This window comes from Burkholderia sp. RF7-non_BP4 (assembly GCF_001521935.1).
Taxonomy (GTDB): domain Bacteria; phylum Pseudomonadota; class Gammaproteobacteria; order Burkholderiales; family Burkholderiaceae; genus Burkholderia; species Burkholderia diffusa.
The window spans coordinates 121,358-145,815 of sequence record NZ_LOTA01000025.1; the positions used below are offsets into that span (position 1 = coordinate 121,358).

General features: G+C 67.4%; 25 protein-coding genes. 8 read left to right on the plus strand and 17 right to left on the minus strand.

From position 1 onward, the window contains the following. The first annotated feature begins 3 nt into the window (after window positions 1-3). The 4 genes from WS49_RS08885 (at window position 4) to WS49_RS35565 (ending at window position 2,736) form a co-directional block, all read left to right on the plus strand. Window positions 4-759, plus strand: a complete 756-nt coding sequence (locus tag WS49_RS08885; protein WP_059526671.1) for a tetratricopeptide repeat protein — start codon at window positions 4-6, stop codon at window positions 757-759. After that, on the plus strand, window positions 756-1,439 hold the full coding sequence (locus tag WS49_RS08890) for a Fe2+-dependent dioxygenase (protein ID WP_059526674.1): 684 nt from the start codon (window positions 756-758) through the stop codon (window positions 1,437-1,439). The genes WS49_RS08885 and WS49_RS08890 overlap by 4 nt, the downstream gene beginning before the upstream one ends. 368 nt (window positions 1,440-1,807) lie before the next feature. Beyond that, window positions 1,808-2,392, plus strand: coding sequence for a nucleotidyltransferase family protein (locus WS49_RS08895; protein ID WP_059526676.1), 585 nt, complete (start codon window positions 1,808-1,810; stop codon window positions 2,390-2,392). A gap of 200 nt (window positions 2,393-2,592) precedes the next feature. Further along, the gene (locus WS49_RS35565; RefSeq protein WP_006752960.1) at window positions 2,593-2,736 is read left to right on the plus strand and encodes a hypothetical protein; all 144 of its coding nucleotides are present in this window, start codon (window positions 2,593-2,595) and stop codon (window positions 2,734-2,736) included. Between the two features lie 30 nt (window positions 2,737-2,766). On the opposite strand, the gene WS49_RS08900 is transcribed toward WS49_RS35565, so the two are convergent. The 8 genes from WS49_RS08900 to panE all read right to left on the minus strand — a co-directional run bounded on the left by WS49_RS08900 (window position 2,767) and on the right by panE (window position 12,069). Continuing rightward, on the minus strand, window positions 2,767-3,525 hold the full coding sequence (locus tag WS49_RS08900; RefSeq protein ID WP_059526679.1) for an SDR family oxidoreductase: 759 nt from the start codon (window positions 3,523-3,525) through the stop codon (window positions 2,767-2,769). Beyond that, window positions 3,522-5,069, minus strand: coding sequence for an FGGY-family carbohydrate kinase (locus tag WS49_RS08905; protein WP_059526682.1), 1,548 nt, complete (start codon window positions 5,067-5,069; stop codon window positions 3,522-3,524). The genes WS49_RS08900 and WS49_RS08905 overlap by 4 nt, the downstream gene beginning before the upstream one ends. Window positions 5,070-5,103: 34 nt before the next feature. Next, entirely contained in the window at window positions 5,104-6,192 is a 1,089-nt protein-coding gene (locus WS49_RS08910; protein ID WP_059526685.1) for an alcohol dehydrogenase catalytic domain-containing protein, read from the minus strand. A 46-nt stretch (window positions 6,193-6,238) separates the two neighbouring features. Further along, the gene (locus tag WS49_RS08915) at window positions 6,239-7,246 is read right to left on the minus strand and encodes an ABC transporter permease (RefSeq protein ID WP_059526688.1); all 1,008 of its coding nucleotides are present in this window, start codon (window positions 7,244-7,246) and stop codon (window positions 6,239-6,241) included. Then, on the minus strand, window positions 7,233-8,819 hold the full coding sequence (locus tag WS49_RS08920; RefSeq protein WP_373557188.1) for a sugar ABC transporter ATP-binding protein: 1,587 nt from the start codon (window positions 8,817-8,819) through the stop codon (window positions 7,233-7,235). Before WS49_RS08920 ends, WS49_RS08915 begins: the two co-directional genes overlap by 14 nt. Next, window positions 8,816-9,757: a substrate-binding domain-containing protein gene (locus WS49_RS08925; protein WP_059526691.1), complete on the minus strand. Its 942-nt coding sequence runs from the start codon at window positions 9,755-9,757 to the stop codon at window positions 8,816-8,818. Before WS49_RS08925 ends, WS49_RS08920 begins: the two co-directional genes overlap by 4 nt. 118 nt (window positions 9,758-9,875) lie before the next feature. Then, complete coding sequence (locus tag WS49_RS08930; RefSeq protein WP_059526694.1) at window positions 9,876-10,835, minus strand: AraC family transcriptional regulator; 960 nt, start codon at window positions 10,833-10,835, stop codon at window positions 9,876-9,878. Between the two features lie 295 nt (window positions 10,836-11,130). Beyond that, window positions 11,131-12,069, minus strand: coding sequence for a 2-dehydropantoate 2-reductase (panE, locus tag WS49_RS08935; RefSeq protein WP_059526697.1), 939 nt, complete (start codon window positions 12,067-12,069; stop codon window positions 11,131-11,133). 258 nt (window positions 12,070-12,327) lie between these two features. On the opposite strand from panE, the gene WS49_RS08940 reads away from it, so the two are divergent. Next, window positions 12,328-13,881: a methyl-accepting chemotaxis protein gene (locus tag WS49_RS08940; RefSeq protein WP_059526701.1), complete on the plus strand. Its 1,554-nt coding sequence runs from the start codon at window positions 12,328-12,330 to the stop codon at window positions 13,879-13,881. A gap of 122 nt (window positions 13,882-14,003) precedes the next feature. On the opposite strand, the gene WS49_RS08945 is transcribed toward WS49_RS08940, so the two are convergent. Then, window positions 14,004-14,681, minus strand: a complete 678-nt coding sequence (locus tag WS49_RS08945) for a response regulator transcription factor (protein ID WP_059526704.1) — start codon at window positions 14,679-14,681, stop codon at window positions 14,004-14,006. Window positions 14,682-15,054: 373 nt separating this feature from the next. Here WS49_RS08945 and WS49_RS08950 point away from each other — a divergent pair, with 373 nt between their 5' ends. Further along, on the plus strand, window positions 15,055-15,546 hold the full coding sequence (locus tag WS49_RS08950; protein ID WP_059468385.1) for a hypothetical protein: 492 nt from the start codon (window positions 15,055-15,057) through the stop codon (window positions 15,544-15,546). Window positions 15,547-15,621: 75 nt separating this feature from the next. Here WS49_RS08950 and WS49_RS08955 read toward each other — a convergent pair whose 3' ends face one another. The 7 genes from WS49_RS08955 to WS49_RS34910 all read right to left on the minus strand — a co-directional run bounded on the left by WS49_RS08955 (window position 15,622) and on the right by WS49_RS34910 (window position 22,619). After that, entirely contained in the window at window positions 15,622-17,043 is a 1,422-nt protein-coding gene (locus tag WS49_RS08955) for a sigma-54 dependent transcriptional regulator (protein ID WP_059526706.1), read from the minus strand. A 112-nt stretch (window positions 17,044-17,155) separates the two neighbouring features. Continuing rightward, entirely contained in the window at window positions 17,156-17,740 is a 585-nt protein-coding gene (locus tag WS49_RS08960) for a hypothetical protein (protein WP_059526709.1), read from the minus strand. A gap of 156 nt (window positions 17,741-17,896) precedes the next feature. After that, window positions 17,897-19,546: a hypothetical protein gene (locus tag WS49_RS08965; RefSeq protein WP_059526713.1), complete on the minus strand. Its 1,650-nt coding sequence runs from the start codon at window positions 19,544-19,546 to the stop codon at window positions 17,897-17,899. Between the two features lie 44 nt (window positions 19,547-19,590). Further along, window positions 19,591-19,872 (minus strand): hypothetical protein, encoded by a 282-nt coding sequence (locus WS49_RS08970; protein ID WP_059526717.1) that lies wholly within the window; start codon window positions 19,870-19,872, stop codon window positions 19,591-19,593. 76 nt (window positions 19,873-19,948) lie between these two features. Further along, entirely contained in the window at window positions 19,949-20,539 is a 591-nt protein-coding gene (locus WS49_RS08975) for a hypothetical protein (RefSeq protein WP_059526722.1), read from the minus strand. 111 nt (window positions 20,540-20,650) lie between these two features. Next, complete coding sequence (locus tag WS49_RS08980; RefSeq protein WP_059527202.1) at window positions 20,651-20,977, minus strand: hypothetical protein; 327 nt, start codon at window positions 20,975-20,977, stop codon at window positions 20,651-20,653. A gap of 1,477 nt (window positions 20,978-22,454) precedes the next feature. Beyond that, a complete protein-coding gene (locus WS49_RS34910) occupies window positions 22,455-22,619 on the minus strand; it encodes a hypothetical protein (RefSeq protein ID WP_156441366.1) in 165 nt (54 codons plus the stop codon). 103 nt (window positions 22,620-22,722) lie between these two features. Between WS49_RS34910 and WS49_RS34915 the strand changes: the two genes are divergently transcribed. Then, on the plus strand, window positions 22,723-22,872 hold the full coding sequence (locus WS49_RS34915) for a hypothetical protein (RefSeq protein WP_156441367.1): 150 nt from the start codon (window positions 22,723-22,725) through the stop codon (window positions 22,870-22,872). A gap of 12 nt (window positions 22,873-22,884) precedes the next feature. On the opposite strand, the gene WS49_RS08985 is transcribed toward WS49_RS34915, so the two are convergent. Further along, window positions 22,885-23,811, minus strand: coding sequence for an AraC family transcriptional regulator (locus WS49_RS08985; protein ID WP_059526726.1), 927 nt, complete (start codon window positions 23,809-23,811; stop codon window positions 22,885-22,887). 183 nt (window positions 23,812-23,994) lie between these two features. Here WS49_RS08985 and WS49_RS08990 point away from each other — a divergent pair, with 183 nt between their 5' ends. Further along, window positions 23,995-24,456, plus strand: a complete 462-nt coding sequence (locus WS49_RS08990; RefSeq protein WP_059468378.1) for a (2Fe-2S)-binding protein — start codon at window positions 23,995-23,997, stop codon at window positions 24,454-24,456. The last annotated feature ends 2 nt before the right edge of the window (window positions 24,457-24,458 follow it).

Sequence of the window (24,458 nt, forward strand, 5' to 3'; positions counted from 1 at the left end):
TCGATGGAAACCGTCTCGCTGAAGGCGCTCGCGTCGGTGTCGCCGCGCGCGTTCGCCGCCATCCTGGCCGGGCCGCCCGAGCGCGCCGCCGCGTGGGTCGCGGCAGCCGCCGACAACGGGATCGTCGACGCGCAGGCCGTCTACGGCCAGTACCTGCTCGACGGGCACGGCGTCGCGCGCGATCCGGCCGCCGCATTCGGCTGGTTCCGGCATGCGGCGCGGGCCGGTCACCCGATGGCGATGAACATGCTCGGCCGCTGCTACGAGTTCGGCTGGGGGACGGCCGCCTGCGCACCGGTGGCGGTTTACTGGTACCGGCTCGCCGCGCAGGTCGGCCTCGACTGGGGCATGTACAACCTTGCGACGGCGCTCGCGCTCGGCACCGGCGTCGCCGAGGATCGCGCCGCCGCGCTCGACTGGTTTCGCCGCGCCGCCGCGCTCGGCCATGCGAAATCGATCAACCTGATCGGCGGCTTTTACGAGGACGGCTGGGTCGTGGCCGTCGATGTGGACACTGCGTTCGACCACTATCGCCGCGCCGCCGAGGCCGGCGATTTTCGCGGCCAGTTCAACTACGCACGGCTGCTCGCCGATCGCGGGCGCGTCGACGAAGCCCTCGTCTGGCTCGCGCGCGTGCCGGCCACCGCCACCCCCGCGTTCATCGCGAAGATGCGCGCGTATCTCGCGTCGTCGCCGCTCGATGCGTTGCGCGCGGCGGCGCTGCAGTTGCCGTCTCACGGTATGGAATCCGAATCATGATGCTTCATATCCCCGGCGTGCTGACCCACGCACAGGTCGCGCAATGCCGCGAGATGCTCGATGCCGCCGACTGGGTCGACGGCAACGCGACGTCCGGCACGCAGTCGGCGCTCGCGAAACGCAACCGGCAATTGCCGGAAGGTTCGGCGGTCGCGCGCGCGGTCGGCGATGCCATCCAGGATGCGCTGGCCAGCCATCCGCTGTTCTTTTCGGCGGCGCTGCCGCTGAAGGTGTTTCCGCCGCTGTTCAATCGCTACGAAGGCGGCGAGGCGTTCGGCACGCATGTCGACAACGCGATCCGGCTGCTGCGCGGCACGGATTTTCGCGTGCGCAGCGACCTGTCGGCGACGTTGTTTCTCGAGGAACCGCACGCGTACGACGGCGGCGAGCTGTGCGTGGAAGATACGTACGGCGTGCATCGCGCGAAGCTGCCGGCTGGCGATCTCGTGCTGTATCCGGCGTCGAGCCTGCATCGGGTGACGCCCGTGACGCGCGGCGAGCGGGTCGCGTCGTTCTTCTGGATCCAGAGCATGGTGCGCGACGATGGCGACCGCACGCTGCTGTTTCAGCTCGATACGCAGATTCAGGCGTTGTCGGCGGAAAAAGGCGCGAAGGATCCGATGGTCATTTCATTGACGGGGATTTATCACAACCTGTTGAGGAAGTGGGCGGATGCGTAGTCGCGGCAATCACGCCCGCTATGCACGCGCCATGCGCAAGTGCACGGGCCATCGCCCCCTTCTCGTGCCGGCATTCATCTAACGAAATCGCCGATGACGGACGACGCGCCTTGCACCGCATTCACCGGCGACGGTTTCATCGATTACCCGTCGGAATGGTCGGCATGGGTCGTCCGGCGAGCGCCATTGGGCCGTGATGCAAGTTGAATCGCCCGCGATATGACGCCTCGTCGAGCGAACCTTCCCCAACGAACGCACCCGCCGACATTCTTTCCGACGACAACGCCCCCGCATCGGTAACATCCGCACTTGCCGATCCCCGCCCGCTCCCGCACAATCGGGCCACCTGCCTTCCTCCCCCCGCGCCGATGTCCTATGCGTCACTCGCCACCGGCGTCCTGCTCGCCGGCGGTCTCGGTCAACGCTTCGACCCAAGCGGTCTGCACAGCAAGCTGCTCGCGCTGCTTCCCGACGGCACGCCGGTTGCGGTCGCGGCCGCGCGTCGCCTCGCCGCAGCCACGGCCGACGTGATCGCCGTCGTGCGTCCCGGCGCGGAAAAACTCGCGATTCTGCTGAACGAAGCCGGCTGCCAGGTCGTCTATGCGCCCGACGCGATGCGCGGCATGGGCGCGAGCCTCGCAGCGGGCGTCCGCGCGACGCCGGAAGCAACCGGCTGGCTGGTCGCGCTCGGCGACATGCCCTGGATCGCGGCATCCACCTACGAAGCGGTGACGCGCGCGCTCGACGCCGACGACGCATCGATCGTCGCCCCCGTTCATCGCGGCGTGCGCGGTCATCCGGTCGGCTTCGCCGCGCACCATTACGATGCACTGGCCGCGCTCGACGGCGATACGGGCGCCCGCGCGTTGTTCGCGAGCGCACCGGTCAACCTGCTCGGCGTCGACGATCCCGGCATCCTGCGCGACGTCGACACGCCCGCGGATCTGCGCTGACATCGGCGCGCGCCGGCCGCACCGCACATCGTGGATGCCGGCCTTCGCGCGATCCGGCGCGATACCTGCAGAGGCTCGCATGTCGCCGGCAATCCGCATGCCGCCGCGAGAATCCCGCTGCAAACACCCGCCCGATTGCCTATAACGGAGACGAGGCGCGCCCGCCGCGCCACCGCCGCCACGCATTGCGCGAGTTCCCCATGGACCACACGACCCCGATGCCCGAGCCCCCGGCCGACCCGAACCGCGATCCGGAAGACGATCCGTTGTCGCCGCCACCGCCGGGGCATCCTCACGACAACCCGCAGCAACCCGACGGACCGCCGAGCAAGGACCCGGTCTAGCCGGCGCATCCGCCCGCGAGCGTCCGTCCGCTACCGCGCCGTGTACCCGCCGTCGATCGCCAGCGACACGCCGCTGATCATCGACGCCGCGTCGCTGAGCAGGAACAGGATCGGCTCGACCACCTCGTCCGGCTCCGCGAAGCGCCCGAGCGGAATCGCCGCGAGCATCGGCGCGCGCTTCTCCGGCTCGCTCCACGCGAACTGCGCCATGGGCGTGAGCGTGACGGTCGGGTTCACGCTGTTCACGCGGATCCCGTGCGCGCCGAGTTCGATGCAGAGCACGCGCGTCATCGCGTCGAGCGCCGCCTTCGACGCGCAATAGCTCAGATGCGCGGGCAGGCCGACGAGCGCGGCCTGGCTCGATACGTTGACGATGCTGCCCCGCGCGCGTGCCGCGCCTCGCCCCGCACGTTCGATCATCTTCCGCGCGACGGCCCGCGCGACCAGCGCCGCGCCGCGCGCATTGACGGCCATCACGCGATCGAAGTGCGCCGCACTCACCTCGAGCGCCGGTTCGAGCGACGCGATCCCCGCGCAGTTGACGAGCCCGTCGAACGCGTCATGCACGGCGAGCGCCGCATCGATCGCGTGTTCGTCGCCGCCGATATCGATGCGCAAGGTTTCGCATGCGATCTCGCCCGCCAGCGAATCGAGCGCGGCCGCATCGCGCCCCGCCGCGACGACCCGCGCGCCGGCATGGGCCAGCGCAACCGCGCAAGCGCGCCCGATGCCGCTCGACGCACCGGTGACGAGCACTCGCGCACCGCTGAAATCGAATCGTGTCTTCATGATGACGCGCGCAGTTCGTGCATGATCGGTTTGAGTGCCGGATACAACGCCGTGTAAAGCGCGAAGCGCGCCGCATACGCATTCGCACGCGCGGCATCGGGACGCGCGCGTTCGACGAGCGTGACCCAGCCGCCTTGCGCGTCGTCGTGCGACACCAGCCCCGCGCCGACGCCCGCGAGCAGCGCGGCGCCCATCGCGGCTTCGACGTCCTGCTCGATCGTCCACACCGGAAAACCCGTCACGTCCGCGATGATCTGCATCCACAGCGCCGAATGCGCGGCGCCGCCGACGACGATCAACCGGTCGTCCAGCGCCGCCGCGCCGCGCCGGCCGGCCTCGATGTTGTGCCGCAGCGCGAACGCGACGCCTTCGAGCACCGCGCGATACAGGTGCGCGCGCGTGTGCGCGAGGCTCAGCCCGACGAATGCGCCGCTCGCCTTCGCGTCCCACACCGGGCTGCGTTCGCCCATCAGGTACGGCAGGAACAGCACGCCGTCCGCGCCGGGCGGCACGCTTTCGGCCGCTTCCTCGAGCAGCAGGTGCGGGTCGCCGTGCGGCAGCAATCGCGCCGCATCGATCTCCGCATGACAGAACTGATCGCGGAACCACGCGACCGATGCACCGGCCGTGATCGCGCCGCCGAACACGTACAGGTCGCGCTGACCGTTGAACACGTGCGGCATGCTGACGAGCCCGTGCCGCGCATCGACGTGCTGGTTCACGTAGCCCCAGCACATGCTGGTGCCGATCATCGCGACATGCTGGCCGGTGCGCGTCGCGCCGGCCGCGAAGGTCGCGACGGCCGCATCCACGCCGCCCGCGACGACCGGCGTGCCGGCCGGCAGGCCGAGCCGTTCCGTCCATTGCGACAGCAGCCCGCCGACGACGTCGGTCGATTCGACGAGCCGCTCCGGCATCATCGTCGCGGGGATGCCGAGCATGTCGAGCGCATCGTCGGACCACTCGCGGCGCGCGACGTCGTACACGCCGCCGATGTTGCCGGCCGAACTGTGGTCGACCGCGACTTCGCCCGTCAGCAGATAGATCACGTACGCGTTCGGCGGCAGAAAATAACGCACGTTCGCCCACACGTCCGGGCGCTGCTCGCGCAGCCACAGCATTTTGGTGAACCCGTAGTAGCTGTCGACGCCGTTGCCCGTGATCACGCGCAGCCGCTCGACGTTCACGTTCTCGTTCACCCAGTCGACCTCCGCGGTCGCGCGCCGATCCATCCAGATCAGGCACGGGTGCAGCGGCCGCATGTCGCTGTCGACCGGAACGCCGGAGCCGCCATACAGGCTGCTCACGCACACGGCGCGGATCGCGTCGGCTGGCACGCCGTGAGCGCGTGCGTCGCTCACGCAGCCCGCGATGCAGTCGAGCACCGCATCGAACCACACCTGCGGCCACTGCTCGGCCCACAGCGGGCGCGGTGTGTCGGGCTGGTAGCCGGCCGAACGGCGCGCGACGATCGTGCCATGCCGGTCGACGAGCAGCGCCTTGGTGCTCTGCGTGCCGATGTCGACGCCTATCACGTATTCCATGATGTCTCCGGTGAGGGATCGCACGAGCCGTCGTTCAACGCGCGGGCTTCAGCAGCACCTTGATCGATTCGGACGACTTCGCAATGCGAATCGCTTCGTCCCAGTCCTCCAGCGCGAAGCCGTGCGTGACGATGCCTTTCGACGTGACGAGCCCGCGCGCGAGCAGGTCGATCGCGACCGGATAACAATACGGCCCCAGGTGCGCGCCGCGCACGTCGAGCTCCTTGCGATCGCCGATGATCGACCAGTCGGCGGTCGTGTCCTCGCCGAACACGCTGAACTCGACGAAGCGGCCGAGCTTGCGGATCAGTTCCAGCCCCTGGTTCACGCCGACCGGCGCGCCCGTCGTCTCGATGTACACGTCGCATCCGTAGCCGTCGGTCAGCGCGCGGACGATCTCGCGCGCATCGTCGCGCGTCGGATTGATCGTCACGTCCGCGCCGTATTGCCGCGCAAGTTCGAGCCGCTCGTCGATCAGGTCGATCACGACGAGCTTCTTCGGCGTCTTCAGGTGCGCGACCTGCGTCATCATCAGGCCGAGCGGGCCCGCGCCCGCGATCACCACGACGTCGTCGAGCTGAAGGTCGCCACGGTTCACGGTATGGATCGCGCACGACAGCGGCTCGATGATCGCCGCATCCTCGAGCGACACGCCGAGCGGAATCCGGTGCACGATCGCCGTCGGCGGAATGCGCATGTACTCGGCCATCCCGCCGTCGGCGACCTCGCGCTGGAAGCCGAAGATGTTGTGCACCTCGCACATCCAGTACTGGCCCGACTTGCAGTAGCGGCACTTGCCGCACGGCACGATCTGCTCGGCGATCACGCGGTCGCCCAGTGCGACGCCGAAATGCTCGGCCGCGCCGTCGCCGAGCGCTTCCACGTAGCCGAAGAATTCGTGGCCGGGAATCACGGGCGCCTTCACCCACGGGCTCGGGCCGCCCCAGAACATCTTCGCGCCCGTATAGCATTTGCAATCGCTCGCGCAGATCCCGCACGCGGCGATGCGGATCACGAGCTCGTTCGCGCCCGCGCGCGGCTGCGCGACCTGTTCGACGCGGTAATCCTCGGGGCCGTGGCAAACCACCGCGGTCATGCGCGGCTGGGCTTCGGGTGTCGTCATGAGTTGTCTCTTCCGTTGATGTTTCGGATATCTGATGAATGAATCGTTACCGCGACCGTTCGCGGCTGATGTAGATCGCGAGCAGGATGATTCCGCCCTTGATCACGTTCTGCACATACGGGTTCACGCCGATCATGTTCAGCCCGTTGTTGAGCACGCCGAGCAGCAACGCACCGACGAGCGTGCCGAGGATCGCGCCGCGCCCGCCGGAAATCGACGTGCCGCCCATCACGACGGCCGCGATCGCATCGAGCTCGAAGCCGACGCCGGCGTTCGGCTGCCCGCTCATCAGGCGCCCGGTCAGCACGATCGCGGCAAGCGCCGACGTGAGCCCGGCCAGCGTGTAGACGATCAGCTTCACGCGCGCCACGCGCACGCCGGTGAGTCGCGTCGCCTGTTCGTTGCCGCCGATCGCATACACGTAGCGGCCGAACGGCATGCGATCGAGCAGCAGCCACGCGATCGCATAGACGACCAGCATGATCAGCACCGGCGCCTGGATGCCGAGCACCTTGCCGCTGCCGAAGAAGGCGACCCAGTCGGGCAACCCGTCGATCGGATAGCCGCCGGTATAGATCAGCGCGAGGCCGCGCGCGATGCCCATCGTCGCGAGCGTGACGATGATCGGCGGCATCCCCGCGAACGCGACGAACACGCCGTTCAGGAAACCGAACCCGAAGCCCACCGCGATGCCGATCGCGAGCGCGGCGACCGCATTCACGCCGGCGACCATCAACCCGGCCGCGAGCGTACCGGACAGCGCCATGACCGAGCCGACCGACAGGTCGATCCCGCCGGTCAGGATCACGCAGGTCATGCCGACCGCGATGATCGCGTTGATCGACACCTGGCGCAGCACGTTCTCGAGATTCGCGGCGGACAGGAAGCTCGGGCTCGCGACCATCATCGCGATGCACACGACGATCAGCCCGACGAGCGGATAGAACAGCGTCGAACGTCGCAGTTGCGTCCACATCGCGCGCGGCGGCGGCATCTCGCCGGCCGCGGCCGCGAGTGTCGGGGAAGACGGGGAAGAAGAATCATGCAGGTTCATGGGTCGCTCCTCGCGTGCCGGCCGTGGCATGGGTCATGACCGTGTCGGGATCGATCTCGTCGCCTTCGAGCGTCGCCTCGATGCGGCCCTGCCGGAACACGGCGACGCGATCGCACATGCCGACGATCTCCGGCAGCTCGGACGAGATCATGATGATGGCGTAGCCGCGCGCGGTGAGTTCGCGCATCAGCCCGTAGATTTCCGCTTTCGCGCCGACGTCGATGCCGCGGGTCGGCTCGTCGAAGATCAGCACCGTCGCGTGGTGATTCAGCCAGCGCGCGATCACGACCTTCTGCTGGTTGCCGCCGGACAGCGTCGCGACCTCGGTGTGGATCGACGGCGCCTTCACGCCGACGCGCCGCATCACGTCGTGCGTCGTGCGCGCTTCGCCGCGGCGATCGATCAGCCAGCGCATCGACCGGTACTTGCCGAGGTTGTTCAGCGAGATGTTGTCGCGAATCGAGAACGACGTGACGAGCCCTTCCGTCTTGCGGCTCTCCGGCAGAAGGCCGATGCCCGCGCGCAGCGCGTCGGCCGGATCGGCGAGCTTCGCCGCCGCGCCGCGCACGCGCACGTCCTTGCGGTGCGCGCGCGTCGCGCCGATCACCGCGAGCGCGGTCTCCGTTCGGCCCGAACCGACGAGCCCCGCGAAGCCCAGAATCTCGCCCGCATGCAGCGCGAAGCGGTTTACGGGGCCGTCGCGCTCGATCTGCAGCGCGTCGACTTCGAGCACGGCGGGCGCATCCGTGGCGCGCGCCGGCTTCGGCGGGAAGCTGCTTTCGAGCCGGCGGCCGACCATCATCCGCACCAGTTGCTCGACGTCCGTGCGCGCGACGTCGGTGGTCGCGACATACTGACCGTCGCGCAGCACCGTGATGCGATCGCAGACCGCGAAAATCTCGTCGAGGTGATGCGAGATGAAGATCATCGCGACACCCTGCCGCTTCAGCTCGCGCATGATCGAGAACAGATGCTCGGCCTCGGCCGGCGTGAGCGTGGCGGTCGGTTCATCGAGGATCAGGATGCGCGCGTCGAGCGACAGCGCCTTGCCGATCTCGACGAACTGCTGCTGCGCGACCGACAGCGTGCGTAGCGGCGCGTCGAGATCGATCGTCACGCCGAGCCGCGCGAAGATGCCGGCGGCGACGCGCCGCATCCGCGTGCGATCGCGCACACCCCAGCGGGTGCGCAGCTCGCGGCCGAGGAACAGGTTGTCGACGGCATCGAGGTGCGGAATCAGGCTGAATTCCTGGAACACGATGCCGACACCGGCCGCGACCGCGTCGTGATAACTCGCGAAATGCCGCGCGCTGCCGTCGATCTCGATCGTGCCGGTATCCGGCTGGTGGATCCCGCACAGGATCTTCATCAGCGTCGACTTGCCGGCCCCGTTCTCGCCGAGCAGCGCATGAATCTCGCCGCGCGCGATCTCGAGGTGAATGTCCGACAGCGCCTTCACGCCCGGAAAGCTTTTCGTGATGTGACTGAGCGTCAGTATCGTGTCCATCGGCTTCTCCGTGCGAAGGGCGTCGGCCGCGCCGCCGCCCTTCACGTCGCGTTGCGCGTCGCTCACCAGCTGAATCCCTTCGCGTTGCCGCGATCGACGACCTTCACGTCGACCGGAATCGCCTTCGGCACCGTCGCGCCCCACTTGCGCGCGATCGCGATGCCGAGCGCGATGCGCACCTGGTCGGCCGGGAACTGCGCGGTCGTCTCGATGAACTTCGAGTTCGGTTTCTGGATCGCCGCGATCGCCTCGGGCGCGCCGTCGACGCTGGTCAGCCGGATGTCCTTGCCCGATCCCTCGATCGCGGCGAGCGCGCCCATCGACCCGCCGTCGTTCACGCTGAAGATGCCCTTCAGGTTCGGATGCGCGGAGATCATGTTCTCCGTCACCGACAACGCGGTCGCGCGCTCCTGCTTGCCGTTCTGCGTGTCGACCAGCTTCACGTTCGGGAATTTCGCGAGGCCGGCCTTGCAGCCGCGCACGCGTTCGAGAATCGGCACGACCGGAATGCCGTCGAGGATCGCCACCTCGCCGCTGCCGCCGATCGCCTTCGCGAGGTATTCGCACGACATCACGCCCGCGTCGTAATTCTTCGAGCCGACGAACGAATCGACCGGGCCGTTCGCGTTCGCGTCGACGGCCACGACCACCGCGCCGGCCTTCTTCGCCTGCGTGATCGCCGACTGGATGCCTGTCGAATCGGTCGGATTCACGAGCAGGATGTCGATCTTCTTCTGCAGCATGTCCTCGACGTCGCTCACCTGCTTGCTGACGTCGTGATGCGCGTCGGTCACGACGACCTGCGCGCCGATCGACGCGGCTGCGTCGTTCAACGCCTTCTGCATCGTCACGAAATACGGGTTGTTCAACTCCTGGAAGGTCATGCCGATCCGCAGCGGCGCCGCATGCGTGACCATCGGGAACCAGGCTGCGACAGCTGTCGCGGCAACGGCCGCGATGCGTGCGGCGCGGCGGCGGGATGAAGCGGGCGATGCGTGCGTCATGACGGTGTCTCCGGTTATGTGCGGTTTTTTCGTGGGTGAGCGAGCCCCTCGCGACGCGAACGGCGCGATGGGCTGGGTGAAACGGCAAGGAAAAGTCAGGCGGGCGAACGCCCGGCGATCATCCGGGCTGCGGTACGCGCCCGCGTGCATCGGGCGTGACCACGCGCGGCGGCATCGGGTTGCCGGTGGGCGCCGCATGCAGCGCGAGCTCGCGGCTGCGTGCGTTCAACCGCTGCAGCGCGCGGAATTCGGTCGGCGCCATCCCCTTCACCGCGCGAAACTGGCGGTTGAAGTTGGACACGTTGTTGAAGCCGGCCTGGAAGCAGATGTCGGTGATGTTCGCGTCGTCGGCGAGCAGCATCTGGCATGCGGATTCGATCCGCAGCCGGTTCACGTACTGGACGAACGGCAACCCGGTATGGCGATGGAACGCGCGCGAGAATGCGCTGACGCTCTGCCCGGTCAATTGCGCGAGATCGGATTCGCGCAGCTCGGACGCGAGATTCTTGCCGATATACGACAGCGCGTGGCTGAGCCGCGTCGGCGTCACGTGCGCTTGGTCGTACGCGGGGCTCGCGAGCAGCGTGCGTTCGGCCGCGCCGCACAACCGCTCGAGGATCGTCATGAACAGCGCGATGCGACGCATCCCGCGCGCGGTCAGCAATTCGTCGAACAGCGGTGCGATCGCGGCGCTCGTGTCGTCATCGAAGCCGACGCCGCGCCGCGCGTCGTCGAGCAGCGCCTGCGCGTCGCGGCATTCGGGAAACGCGTCCATGCAGCGGCGCACGAACGACGGATCGAACTGGATCACCAGATTGCGGCGCTCGACGGTTTCGCCTTCGGCCATGTCGCTGACCCAGTTGTGCGGCAGGTTCGGGCCGAGCAGCACGAGATGGCCGGGGCCGAACGAGCCGATATGGTCGCCGACGAAATACTTGCCGCTCGTCGCGACGATCAGGTGCAGTTCGAATTCGGGATGGAAATGCCAGCGGATCGTGCGGTACGGATAGCCGTGCGACCAGACCTTGAACGACTCGTCGCGTCGCACGTCGACCACTTCCAGATCGGGATGCATCATCCTGGCGTCTCCATTCCCATGTCTCGCTGGCCGGGCCGCTCGGCGGTTCGCCTCGTTCGCCGCGTGAGTCGTGCGGCAACGCGACCGGTCGCATGGGAAGCAATGTAGGTCGATCGCGTGCGCGGCTCCACCAACTTTACGCCTGATTTTCGATACTTTTTTGCGGGTTGCGGGTGGAAAGGGGCGCGAAACGCAAAATTGTGCAGTGCGGCACCCCGCCGACCGAGCGCCGGCGGGACATACGCGCGCGCCGGAACACGGCCGCCAGGCGGGTCGACGACGGCCGCTGCCGCGGCTACGCTGCCGCGCTTTCCCGGGCGACACGCACCTCGTACGCCTTCAGGTGGTTGTACGCGATGCGCAGCAACGACAACGCATCCGCCGCCTGCGGGTCGCGGCGCGCAAGCAGGTCGCCGATCACGTGATCGGCTTCGACCCGTGCGCGGTTTTCGACGTCGCGCAGCATCGATGCGGTCAGCGGCGACGGCGTCAGCACCATCCGCTGCATCCGCTCGACCGCGGCGGAATCGGGCCGGTAACCGTTGTGCGCGGCGATCGCGCTGCATTCGTCGAGCATCGTCTCGAGCAGGCGGCGGCCGTCCGGCGCGGCGAGAATGTCGCCGATCGACCCGCGAAACAGCGACGTGCTCGCCGCGAGCGTCGCGAGAAACACCCACTTGTCCCACATCCGCGCGGCGATGTCGTCGCTGAGCGTCGCATCGAAACCCGCGCCGCCGAGCACGTCGGCCACTGCGCGCACGCGCGCCGATTCGCCGCCGGCGAGTTCGCCGAACGACAGCCCTGCCGTGTCGTTCAGATGCACGATCCGCTGCTCGCGATCGAGCGTCGCCGCGATCACGCACAGGCCGCCGAGCACCTGCGCGGCATCGAACCGGTCGCGCAGCACGTCGAGATGGCGCATCCCGTTGAGCATCGGCAGGATCAGCGTCGACGGCCCGACGAACGGTGCGAACGATGCGATCGCATCGTCGAGGCTGTACGCCTTGCAGCTGAGCAGCACCAGGTCGAACGGCGCGGCCGCGTCGCTCGCGCGCAGCGTCTGCACGTTCGCGAGCGTCAGGTCGCCGCGCGGGCTGCGGATCAGGAGCCCGTCGCGCGCGAGCGCGGCCGCCCGGCCGTCGCGCACCAGAAACGTCACGTCGCGCCCCGCCGCCGCGAGCCGGCCGCCGAAGTATCCGCCGACCGCGCCGGCCCCCACCACCAGAATTCGCATCGTTGCCTCCTTTCGGATTGGTTCGACGCCGCCGCCGTTCGCCCGACCGTCGGGGCACGACGCGCAACCGCCATCGCCCGACAGTATAGCGACGCCGAATATGTATATGCATAGATAACCGCACCGCGCTCGGCGGTATCGAGCCGCCGCCGTTTCTAAGGGATTTCCCGCCTACGGCAACGTCCGTTTCGCGCCGTCAAAGAATTATCCCGTCACGCCGTTCCGGCGCGCTTGTTCGACCGACCGACCTCACTACCCATGCGCACCCTTTCCCTGAACCAGAAACTCGCCTCGATGATCGTCATCCTGTGGCTCGGCCTGCTCGTGATCGCCGGCATCGGCGCATGGCAGACGCGCGCATCGATGATCACGGATCGCCGCGACCAGCTTGCGTCGCTGGTCGCGCAGGCGACGAATGTCGCCGACCATTACTACAAGCTGTCGCAACAGAACGCATTGCCGGAAGCCGACGCGAAGCAGAAGGCCCTCGAGGCGATCGCGGCGATGCGCTACGGCACCGACGGCTACGTCTCGATCAACGATTCGAAGCCGGCGATCGTGATGCATCCGATCAAGACCGAGCTCAACGGCAAGGACGTGTCGAATTTCACGGATCCGAACGGCAAGCATCTGTTCGTCGAGATCGTGAAGGCCGGCAACGTGGACGGCGGCAAGGGTTTCGTCGAGTATCTGTGGCCGAAGCCGGGCGCCGACAAGCCGCAGGACAAGACCAGCGCGGTGCAGCGCTTCGCGCCGTGGGACTGGTATCTCGTGACGGGCATGTACATGGACGACGTGCGTTCGGCCGTGCTCGCGAGCGTCGGCCGCTGGCTCGCGATCACGGCCGTGCTCGGCGCGATCGCGACCGCCGTGATGGTGCTCGTGCTGAAAAGCGTGCGCGCGAACCTCGGCGGCGAGCTCGAAGTGGCGCTCGACGCCGCGCAGCGTATCGCGCAGGGCGACCTGACCGCGCGCGTGAGCGTGAAGCAAGACGACCGCGGCAGCCTGCTGCATGCACTGCATACGATGCAGAACGGGTTGATCGACATGGTGTCGCGCGTGCGGACGGGCACGGAGAACATCAACGTCGGCGCGAGCGAGATCGCGTCGGGCAACACCGATCTGTCGCAGCGCACCGAGGAACAGGCGGCCGCGCTCGTGCAGACCGCGTCGAGCATGGACCAGATGACCGCGAACGTGAAGCAGAACGCCGACAGCGCCGCCCAGGCCGCGACGCTCGCGGGCCAGGCCGCGCAGGTCGCGACGCGCGGCAGCGAGGTGGTCGACGATGTGGTGCGGACGATGAACGAGATCACCGACCGCTCGCACAAGATCGGCGACATCATCGGCGTGATCGACGGGATCGCGTTCCAGACCAACATCCTCGCGCTGAACGCGGCCGTCGAAGCGGCGCGCGCGGGCGAACAGGGCCGCGGCTTCGCGGTGGTCGCGGCCGAGGTGCGCTCGCTCGCGCAACGCTCGGCGACGGCCGCGAAGGAGATCAAGTCGCTGATCGTGTCGTCGAACGAAACCGTCGAGCACGGCGCGACGCTCGTCACGCACGCGGGCGAGACGATGGCCGAGATCGTGCAGTCGGTGCGGCGCGTGAACGAGATCCTCGACGAGATCAGCCATGCGTCGCGCGAGCAGAGCGCGGGGATCGAGCAGGTCAACCGCGCGGTGGGCGAGATGGATCAGGTCACGCAGCAGAACGCGGCACTCGTCGAGGAGGCCGCGGCCGCCGCGCATTCGCTGCGCGACCAGGCCGAGGCGCTGCGCGACGCCGTCACGCGATTCGCGTTGCCGGCCTGACGTCGCCTCGTCCGTCGGCATCCCGCCGGATGCCGACGGATTTCGCCTGACCGGCCGGCAATGCGCGGCCGGCCCCGCGCGACCCGGGCCCCGCCCTCACTTCTTCCGCGCGTCTTCCACGCTCACCCCGCTCCGCCCGGCCGGCTCATGGGCTTGAAACCGCCGAACCCCATCCCGGCCGCCCGCTGGGCCAGCTCGATGTCGTTGGTCACGCCGAGCTTCTTCATCGCGCTGATCTTCTGCGCGCTGACCGTCTGCTTGCCCTTGTTCAACCGCTGCGCGATCGTCTTGATCGGCAGGCCGGCCAGATAAAGGCGCATCACCTCGATCTCGCGCGTCGACAGTTTCACCGGCGCCTGGTCGTGCTCGGCGACCGCATCGAGCGCGCGCCGGACGAGCGGCGACTGATAGCGCCCGCCGCTGTAGCTCGAATGGATCGCGGTGACGATGTGACCGACTTCGTCGAACTTGCTGACGAGGCTCGCGCCGCCTTTCGCGAGGATCGAGCGGAAGATCACCGGATTCTCGTTGCCCACCAGCGCGACGACCCCGACGTTCGGGCGCGTGCTGTGCAGCCAGTCGAACAGTGCGAGACCGTCCATCTGCACGTCGCCGCGAATCGGATAGTCGACCAGCACGATGTCGCAGTCGACGCTGCCGAGCGCCTCGATCAGATCGCCCGGGGTCCGGGAGACGCCGACCAGATCGATCGCGCACGCGTCGCCGGCAATGTGCTCCATGCCCGCGAGCGTCAGCGGCGAGTCGTACGCGAAAACAGTGCGAATTCTGAATTTCCCCATGCGCAGTCCCAGAAGTTTCGCCGGGCCGCACGTCGCGGAATGCGTGCGCGGCGGATCGGCATTGAATCGACGTTCAGGATATTTTTATCCTGGACATCATTCTAGGCAGCAACGCACGGCCGGGATATGGGGCGTCGTCTGAATTGGTCGGTGCAGGCGTGATACGAGTTTGATATCGGCGCCGGTCCGACCGTCCGGCGGCGGCCGGGGTCGGCCGGACGGCCGACGTTGCGGGTCGCGCGGGCCGCACGGACGGCCCGCGGGGTAAAATTGCGGCCTTTGCATGCCACTCCGGGCGACCGGCCGGCGGCAGCGCGCCATTCCCGGCCGCGCGCCCGCCCGTTCGCCGGCTGCCCGTACTCCCGCTTCCCCCATGACCGAATCCGATCTGCAATCCGACGACACCACCATCCACGAAGACGGCCTCTGGCGCGACAACGGCTGGACGGCCCGCATCATCAAGAACGAGGACGACGACGGCTGGGCCGTCGAGATGATCAAGGACGGCGAAGCCGAGCCCGCGCTCGTCGGCCCGTGGACGATGGGTCGCGACAAGAAGAATCCGAAGCCGATGGACGCGAATGCGTTCCGCACGCTGGTGAAGACCGCGACCGAGGTGCTGATGCGACACGAGCAGCAACGCCGTGCGATGCTGCACAAGGAAGTGACGGTGCAGGACGACGACGGACAGGATGTGTCGGTCACGCTCGACATCGTGCCGGACGAGTTCGAGCCGTATGCGCAACTGAAGGCGTTCGACCCGTACGGCGAGCTGCTGGCCGACGCGAAGGTCTCCGCCGGGTTCAAGCTCAACAAGGCCAGTGCCGCACGCTGGGTCGAATCGGGCTTCGAACGGCCGGCCTGACGCCACGGGCCGGCGCCCGCGCGACGCCGCCACCCGCCCGCGCGTGCGCAACGCGCGCAACCTGCGCAATCCGCGTCAGCCGTGCAGGCCGTGCGCGGTCATCAGGCGGTACAGCGTCGCGCGCGAGACACCAAGTTCCGCCGCGACGTCGGCATGCTGACGCCGATGCCGCAACAGCGTTTCCTCGATCGTGCGCCGCTCGGCCTGGCGGCGCAATTCCGCGAGCGTCGGCGGCCGCTGCGACGTGTACTGGTTCAGTTCGAGATCGACGGCCGAGATCAGCGGGCCATTCGTCATCACGACCGCGAAGCGAATCCGGTTGATCAGTTCGCGCACGTTGCCGGGCCATGCATAGTTGTGAATCGCCTCGATCGCGCACGGCATGAAGCCGCGAATCCGGTGCGCGCTGTCGCCGCGATAGCGCCGCAAGATGTGATCGGCGAGCAGCATGATGTCGCGGCCGCGCGCGCGCAGCGGCGGCTCGTCGATGCGCAGCACGCACAGCCGGTAATACAGGTCCGCACGGAACCGTCCCGCCTGCATCGCGGCCTCGAGATCGACGTGGGTCGCGGACACGATCCGCACATCCACCGGAATCGACGTGTGTCCGCCGAGCCGCTCGATCTTGCCCTCCTGCAGGAACCGCAGCAGGCTCGCCTGGCTCTCGAACGGCATGTCGCCGATTTCATCGAGGAACAGCGTGCCGCCGTGCGCGGACTCGATGCGGCCGATCTTGCGCTGATGCGCGCCGGTGAACGCGCCGCGCTCATGACCGAACAGCTCGGCCTGCAGCAGCGTCGTCGGAATCGCCGCGCAATTCACGGCGACGAACGGCGCGTCGGCGCGCGACGAATGCTGATGGATCGCCGATGCGGTCAACTCCTTGCCGGTGCCGGATTCGCCGGCGATGAACACGGTGGCCTCGGTGTTCGCAACCTTGCGGATCGTCGCGAACAGACGGCGCATCGCATCGCACGCGCCGATCATCGTGCCGCCGGGCGGCGCGGCGTCGACGGCCGGATCGCCTTCCGCCAGTTTCAGCATCCCGTACGCATGGCCGACGAGATAACCGATCGTCGTATCGGCCGTCGCATCGCGGGCGTAGCCGAAGCAGCACTGGCGGATCAGACGCGCGATGGTGGCGTCGCGCAGTCGCTCGTCGTCGGCGAGCGCGACCCAGCCGATCCGTGGATCGCGCAGCAGCGCCTCGAACGACGCGACGTCGGGCGACGCGAAATCGTCGAAATCGACGATGCCCGCATGCAGGCGGTTCGCCTTCACGAGATTGAGTGCGTCCGCAACGGATTTCGCGCGCCACACGTCCCAGCCGCGCGACGCGAGACAGTCGACGAGCCCCGCATCGGGACGCGGCGACAGATACACGAGCGGGCGTGACGGCACGCCATGGTGACGCCGGACCGCGACGAACGGTGGCGTGCACGGCGCCCGCTCACCCTCCTGCGGGCCTGACAGTCTGATCGGGCAGCAATGGTTCACGATGGCCTCGCCGCATGGGGTTGTCTGGCGGAACGGGCGGCGCGAAACGATGCGCGGCAGGCCTCCCTGCCCACGCGCGACGCTGCCGGCATGTCCGCTCGGGAAAGTTTCGTCATCGGCAGAACACGACGCGTTGCATGTAGATCTGCGGTTCGACGACGGGCCGCGCGGCCTGGTTGAGGTCCTCGCGATAAGCACGGTAGGTCTTGCCGTTCACCGTCACTTCCGTCGCAGGCGCCGTCTCGATCGTGTTCAGCCCTTTGCGCTGCCAGTCGCTGACCCGCGCCGACGCGGACAGGCTCGACTCGCCGGCGATCTTCTGCGTGATCGCGCTGCCGTCGCTCCACGGCTGCGTCTGCATGTCCTCCGCGTGCTGCATCGCGCCGACCGTCTTGCCGGTCGGCCTCGGCCCGTTCTGCGCGGCGAACGGCGCGCCACGACCGTACACCGGCGATTGCCACGACGGTGCGTGCCCCTCCGCCGGCATCATGTAGATCATCTGCGGATCGCCGACCATCATCATCGGCACGCATGCCGTGTTGTCCGGGCGGCCGAGCGTCGTCAGCGCCTGCTGGACGCTCGCGGCATTCGCGAGGGTCTGCTCGCTCAGGATGACAAAGACCGCGGGGTTCTGGAAAACCGACTGCGCGGCGGCTTGTGTGCCGGCCAGCAGCAGCGCGACCAAAAAGATCCTCATGATTGAGGCCTCCTTGTACCCTCGTCAGGCAAAAAGAGGTGTTGACCTCGGGGAAGGGACCAACACCCGTCAAACTTGCGACGTGCGTCGCGCCGCGAATCCCGGCGGCGCCCGTGCGAGCGGCATGTTGATCGCACGGGCGCCTTGTCCGCATGCTTACGACGACGTGCTCGTCGAGATGACGGTCGGCGCCGGCATCGCCGGCGCGGCCGGGGCGGCCTGCTGGTCAACCGCGGCCGGCACGTCGGCGGACGGTGCGGGCGTGGCAGCGGATTCGACCGCGTCCGTCGCCTTCGCATCGGCTGCCGGCGCGTCGGCAGCGGCAGCAGCAGCCGCGGGCTGCGCGGCTTCCGGTGCGGGCGCCTCGGCGGCTGCCTGCGATGCCGGTTCAGCAGCCTTCGCATCGACCGCGGGCGCGGACGTTGCGGCGTCCGCGGTCTGCGGTGCGGCGTCGGTCGCCGTCGGTCCGGATTGCGCGATGTCCGGCGTCTTCGTGTCGGCGGCGGGCGCTGCTGCGGCTTGCGCCGTGGTGTCGGTTGCGGCCGGTGCAGGTTCCGGCGCCTTGTCGGCAACCGCCGGCGCGGGTTCCTTCGCCTTCGTATCGACCGCAGGCGTCGCCGCGGCTTGCGCCGTGGTGTCGGTTGCGGCCAGCGCAGGCGCCGGCGCCTTGTCGGCAACCGCCGGCACGGGTTCCTTCGCCTTCGTATCGACCGCAGGCGTCGCCGCGGCTTGCGCCGTGGTGTCGGTTGCGGCCGGCGCGGGTGCCGGCGCCTTGTCGGCAACCGCCGGCGCCGCGACGATGGCGGCAGCCGGCACCGCACTCACCGCGGCCGGCGCGGCACTCACTGCCGGCGCTGCCGCCGCAACCGGTGCGGCAACGGCGGCAGGCACGAGCGCAGCCGCTTGCGTCGCCTTCACGGCGGCCGCCTGTGCAGCGGCAGGCACCGCGCCGACGGCCGGCGCGGCGATCGACGGCGCGGGCACCGGCACCGGGATCGGCGCCGCCTGGACCGCGGTCGTCGCCACCGGGCGCGTCTGCGCGGGCGCGGCGGCGTCGAGCGGCGGCAGGCCCATGCGGTTGCGCACGATCGGATCGCGATACTTCACGTCGTCGGCCACGGTCGCTTCGACGGCGGGCGCCACGTTCGAGCGCGCGAGCGGCGCGGTCGTGCCCGGGCACAGGTGACCGGTCGCTTCCACCGCACGCCGGTTCGCATCGCTCTGGCAAAGCAGCGCGAGCGCGACGTCGGTCAGCCCCATCGCGCGGAATTCACGCGCGTCGAGACGACGCACGCATGCCTGGTCGACCAGGGTCGTGCCGCCCGTCGCGCCGAAGCCCGGAAACGACACGCCGACGCTCACCGAGCCCATGCAGGTATCGGACAGCGTGGTCGTGAGGCCCGGCGCCTGGATCGCGGGGTTCGTCTTGATCGTCTGGGTACCCGAGTAGTTGACGTTTTCCGACGTCTGGGTGTTGAACGGATTAGTCCCCGGCGAGCCCGCCGACTGGAGCGAGCTCACGCTCTGCGGCGTCACGTTCGAGCCGCCGCTCGTGGACGACGGCAAGTTCAAGTTCACCTGCACGCTCGAATTGCCGCTGCCACGCACCCCGCTGCTGCTCGTGGCGCTCCCACCGCGCGAACTCGTGGTGTTCGTGTTCATGCTCGAGCCACCGCCCTGGCTGATCGCCGTCGACGACGTCGAGGACTGCGCGCTTGAAGTCGAGTCGGCGGTCTGCGCTTGGGCACCGATCGTGGCCATCGCGAACATCGCCGCACATGCCACCCTGATCTTGTTGCTGTTCATTTCAATCTCCGGACGTGGTTTGACCTCCCACCCAGGCAACCGTATTAATTCCCCTGAATGCCTTCAGTTTTGCCTGCTTCCCCGAACTGCTTCCAGCCACTGCCCAGCTGGGACCACGAACCGCCCGACATGCCCGGCCATTGCTGGGCCGCCGATGCGCCGATGGCACTGCCCGACGAAAGCGTGTGTTGTTGTGACGGTTTGGTTGTCTGGTCAGGGTTGTTTGACGTTTGCACATTCGATTGCACGTCGTCGGCAGCACGGTCAGCGCCATACGCCGTCAGAGACGCGAGCATCAGAGCGGCGGCAATCAGTTTCTGCTTCATGCCAACTCCTTACGGTGACAACAAGGTGAGGAAAGAGACCAGCGTCGTTGGGAAGCTGGCCCCCCCGACACCCGATTCAGGGACTGCCGGCGGTCGCGCCGGAACTGCCCTGGCTGCCGCCCGATGCGAACGGCGATCCGGCCGGACCGGTGCCCCATACCGTCGACGAGTTGAAGTGGTTCGAGCCCGCGACCGTTCCCGACCACCCACTGCCCGCCATGCCGGCGGCACCTGCGTTGGCAATGCCGTTGTCGTTCGCGCCGGTTGCCGTGTAGTGGTTCGCGCCGAGTACGATCGTGGCGGTCACCCCTCCCGACAGCGCATTGGCGTTCTCGCTCGTGTTGCCGGTTCCACCGAACGAGCCTGCGGCACCGATACCGCCGCCTGCCGCGAACGCGCCTCCGTTCGTGCCCCAGCCGCTGGCCGTCGAAGTCGAGTCGTGATAGGCGGATGCCGTGCCGATGGAGCCGGCGGGTGTCACGGTACTTCCGGCGTTCGCGCCCGCCACCGAAGTCGAGTTGCTCGTGTAGCTGCCGGTACCGACCAGCACCGAACCGGAGACGCCTGCCGCGACGGATTGCGTCTGGTTGAATGTCGTCGGACCTGCCGCCAGCACGGCTGACGATAGGACGGTGAGCGCTGTCGCTAAAATGACGTTGGCTTTCATAGCAATTCCTTGCTGTGAGGAAGTTCGGTGGCCGGGTCGCCGGGTCCGCCCTCGCGGGACGAAACCCGGCATCCGTGCCACCTGTCCATGACGAACGCTATGCGCCGCGGCTTAGTAGTGATACATCGTCCAGCCGGTCGAACCGGCGTTCGCGCCGCTGGAACCGCCAGCTTGTGCGCCGCCGAAGCCGAAGCCGCTCACCGTCGACGTGTTGATGTGGTTCGTGTACGAGATCGAGCTGCTCGCGCCGCCGCCAGCCGTTGCACCGGCGGCGCCGAGCGCCGCGCCCGAATCGGTTGCGGTGAAGTGACCGAACCCGACAACACCGGCCATCGTCTGGCCACCACTCGACGAGTTGCTGGTCGAGACCGTGCCGCTCGCTGCGAACGCTGCACCCGAAACCGCCATCACTGCTGCTGCAATCAGAAGCTTCTTCATGGTCGACTCCATAACGGCGTGGACGGAACAAGCGAGGAAAGCTGCACGCCTTCAACTTCCCTGCCTCGAGCAATCCCTAAAAATAAGGATCACTATCCAATCACAAAGCAACGATTCGTCTCGAATCCGAGACCACGTAACTTTTGGCCAGTCGAAGTTCAGTTAGTATTTTTTAGTTTTCCGAATTTTTTATATAAATTCTCGATATCGCATATCGATTTTTAAAAATCAGAAAACAAATCGCCTCACGCACCCGAATACAGGCATTCGATATCCCGAACTGGTTTTTTCGAAATTCGCACCCGCGACACACCGGCACACGGCATTCGCTTCAGCGATCGAAAATGCGTGAAAATGGTTAAATACCGAAAATGCAGCGCCATCCAAAACATGCACATCATCGTGGCGATAACGGGCCTGCATGACGGTCAGTCGGCATCGCCTCTCCCTGAGCTAGCGATCAATGATCTTCCGGGTCATCCGGCCATCGGGTATTCGCGCGAGTCCGGCGAGCGCCGGCAGTTGCCCGGCGCACTCGATACGGCCCTGCACGGTCGAAGTCGGGTCGGGGTCAAGCTGTCCGGCACGAACAGCCCGGTCCACCCGGACGCGCTGAATGAAAGGGAGCACCGCTGTCGGCCGGTCGTCATGCGGAACGACAGGCGTTCCAGCACGTGCGACACGCGGATGCCGGGAAACCGGCGACGAACCCGCGAGGCTGGCACTGCTTCGCGAGCCGTACTCCGAGCTGTCCGACTACCCCACGGATGCGCAAGGAATGCGCAGAACGAACGACTGCTTCTGGTCTTCATCGCTGTTTCCCCGACTGCTTATTGACGAACGCGTCGCCCCCCATCTTTGTCGCATCAGGTCGACCGCTCGCCGGTGCGTCCAACGTCGCAAGCGGCATGCCATGCGTGATTCCGCCGACGGTTGCCTGACGCGTCCCATCCGCAACGCCCGGCCATTTCGCCGCGAATCGCATTTTTTGTTTCAGGAATGTATCGCGACAACGGTGGGCGACTTGCGCCGATCATTGAATGCCGCGAAGCAATGCCGGAAAAGGCGGACGAATGCGGCCCGCGGGGCCTCGCGCAAGGGGGTGACGAACGGGTGTTTCATACTTGAGAAGTGCGGGGTCGCAGATTGCGGCCGATCAGCACATCGGCCCTGCCAAACCGCCTGCTGCGGCCCGTTCGACAGCGTTCGCATCCCTGAGAAACGACGAATCGAAACGCGCGGCCCCCCGGTGCAGTGAAGCCTGCGCAGCGGATATCGCCAGGCTTCCGGCTGTGCACGCCGGCCGCCGCGAAACGCAGTTGATTCATCCGTGAAAATACCGACGGGATCAAGCGTCGGCCGACAATGCGAACGCGCGGCAAAAGACGGCAATTGCGGTGCAGGCCGACATGGCGTTCGCGCCGCCTGCATAACGGAAAAAATGACAACCTGTGCCGCACGAAGCCTTCAACACCCTTTATTCATTGTTACTGGCGTCATTCAATTCGGCGGCATTCGATGTCGATAACCGCCTCGCGCCAATCGCCGGATAACGACGCACGATGCGCGCGAGAAACATTTCCGATGCGATATCGGCCGCGAATCTCATCGCTGAAACATGTTCGTGCAAAGCGTGATTCATGCAGAAAATTCGTGACGGCGCGACCTTTTTGCGCGTTTCGACCGGCCGGTTCGTATGCTGCCGAGAGTTGTCACACCGGTTCGCGCAATCCACGGATACATGCGTGAAACAGAAGTTCGTGCGCGCCGTGGCAGCGCCGTCCGCTGCTCCCTCGCATCCGCATGCGGCAACCCTGGCACGCCGCTTGAATGTCATCCTGATTCGACAGACTGCGCATCGCGCGACGAAGCCACGCGCGACGCAATCGCAATGAACCGCGTCGCCGCTATGTGCCGAGCAATTCCTTCTTGCGCAGATACACGACGTCGCGCATCGGCGGCGCGCCGAACAGCCGGCTGTATTCGCGGCTGAACTGCGACGCGCTTTCATAGCCGACGGTCGCGGCCACGGACCCGACGTCGCCGCCCTGCCGCAGCAACAGCCGCCGCGCTTCGTGCAGCCGCAGTTGCTTCTGATACTGCAGCGGGCTCAGCGTGGTCACGTGCTTGAAGTGATGATGTAGCGACGACACGCTCATGTTGACCGCCTGCGCGAGCGTGTCGACGCGCATCGGCTCCGCGTAGTGATCGCGGATCCATTCGATCGCGCGCGCGATCCGGTGCGTCTGGCTGCCCGCGACGGCCATGTGCCGCAGCCGCGTGCCCTGCCCGCTCGTCATCAGCCGATAAAGCAGTTCCTTTTCGATCAGCGGCGCGACCACCGGAATGTCGGCCGGCGTATCGAGCAGCCGCAACAGCCGCAGCGCGGCATCGAACAGCGGCGGCGTCAGCTCGGCAAGCGCGATCCCCTCGCCTTCGGGGCCGGCATCCGGCTCCGGCAGCCGCATCTCGGCCGCGAGTTCGACGATGCGCTGCGGATCGAGCGTGAGCGACAGGCACAGGTAAGGCGCGTCCGGCGACGCCTGCGTGACGCGCGAGAGAATCGGCAAGTCGATCGACGCAATCAGGCAGTTCCGCGTGTCGTATTCGTAAGCCTGGCCGCCCACGATCACACGCTTCGCGCCCTGCGCGGCGATCACGAGCGCGGCGCGCGACACGCCGCAGCCGAGATCGACCGGATGCCCGTGCCGGTGCAGCATCAGCGCCGGCACGGCCGTCGAGTGGGAGCCGTCGGTCGGCGCGAAGCGGGCGATCAGCGATGCCAGTTCGCGTCGCCCGGATTCGCGCGACGCCGCGATATCGGTCATGTCCATGACGGGTTCCTCGCTTCGTTTCCCCGAATCGCGCGAGCATAGCGAATCGCTCGCCGCCGCGCCGGGGATTTGCAGGATTGTTCAATAAATTTGCAGGATTGGGTAGACGCAAAAAACGCGCGCTCGCGCACACTGCCCGCTAACCGGGCGCATGCCGGGTTTTCCCCATGGAGACATACCAACATGCCTACCTCGTTTGTCCTCAACGGCAAGAACGTTACGCTCGACGCCGATCCGTCGATGCCCGTCCTCTGGGCGATCCGCGAGCACGCGGGGCTGACCGGCACGAAGTTCGGCTGCGGCATGGCGCAGTGCGGCGCGTGCACCGTCCATCTCGAAGGCCAGGCGGTGCGCTCGTGCGTGCTGCCGCTCGCCGGCATCGCCGGCAAGCACGTCACCACGATCGAAGGCCTGCAGAGCAAGCCCGCGCAGGCCGTGCAGGCCGCCTGGGTGAAGCTGCAGGTGCCGCAGTGCGGCTATTGCCAGTCCGGCCAGATCATGTCGGCCACCGCCTTGCTCGAACAGAACCCGAAACCGACCGACGCGGACATCGACGCCGCGATGAACGGCAACATCTGCCGCTGTGCGACCTACGCCCGCATCCGGGCCGCGATCCACGACGCGGCCGCGACGCTGGGAGCCTGACC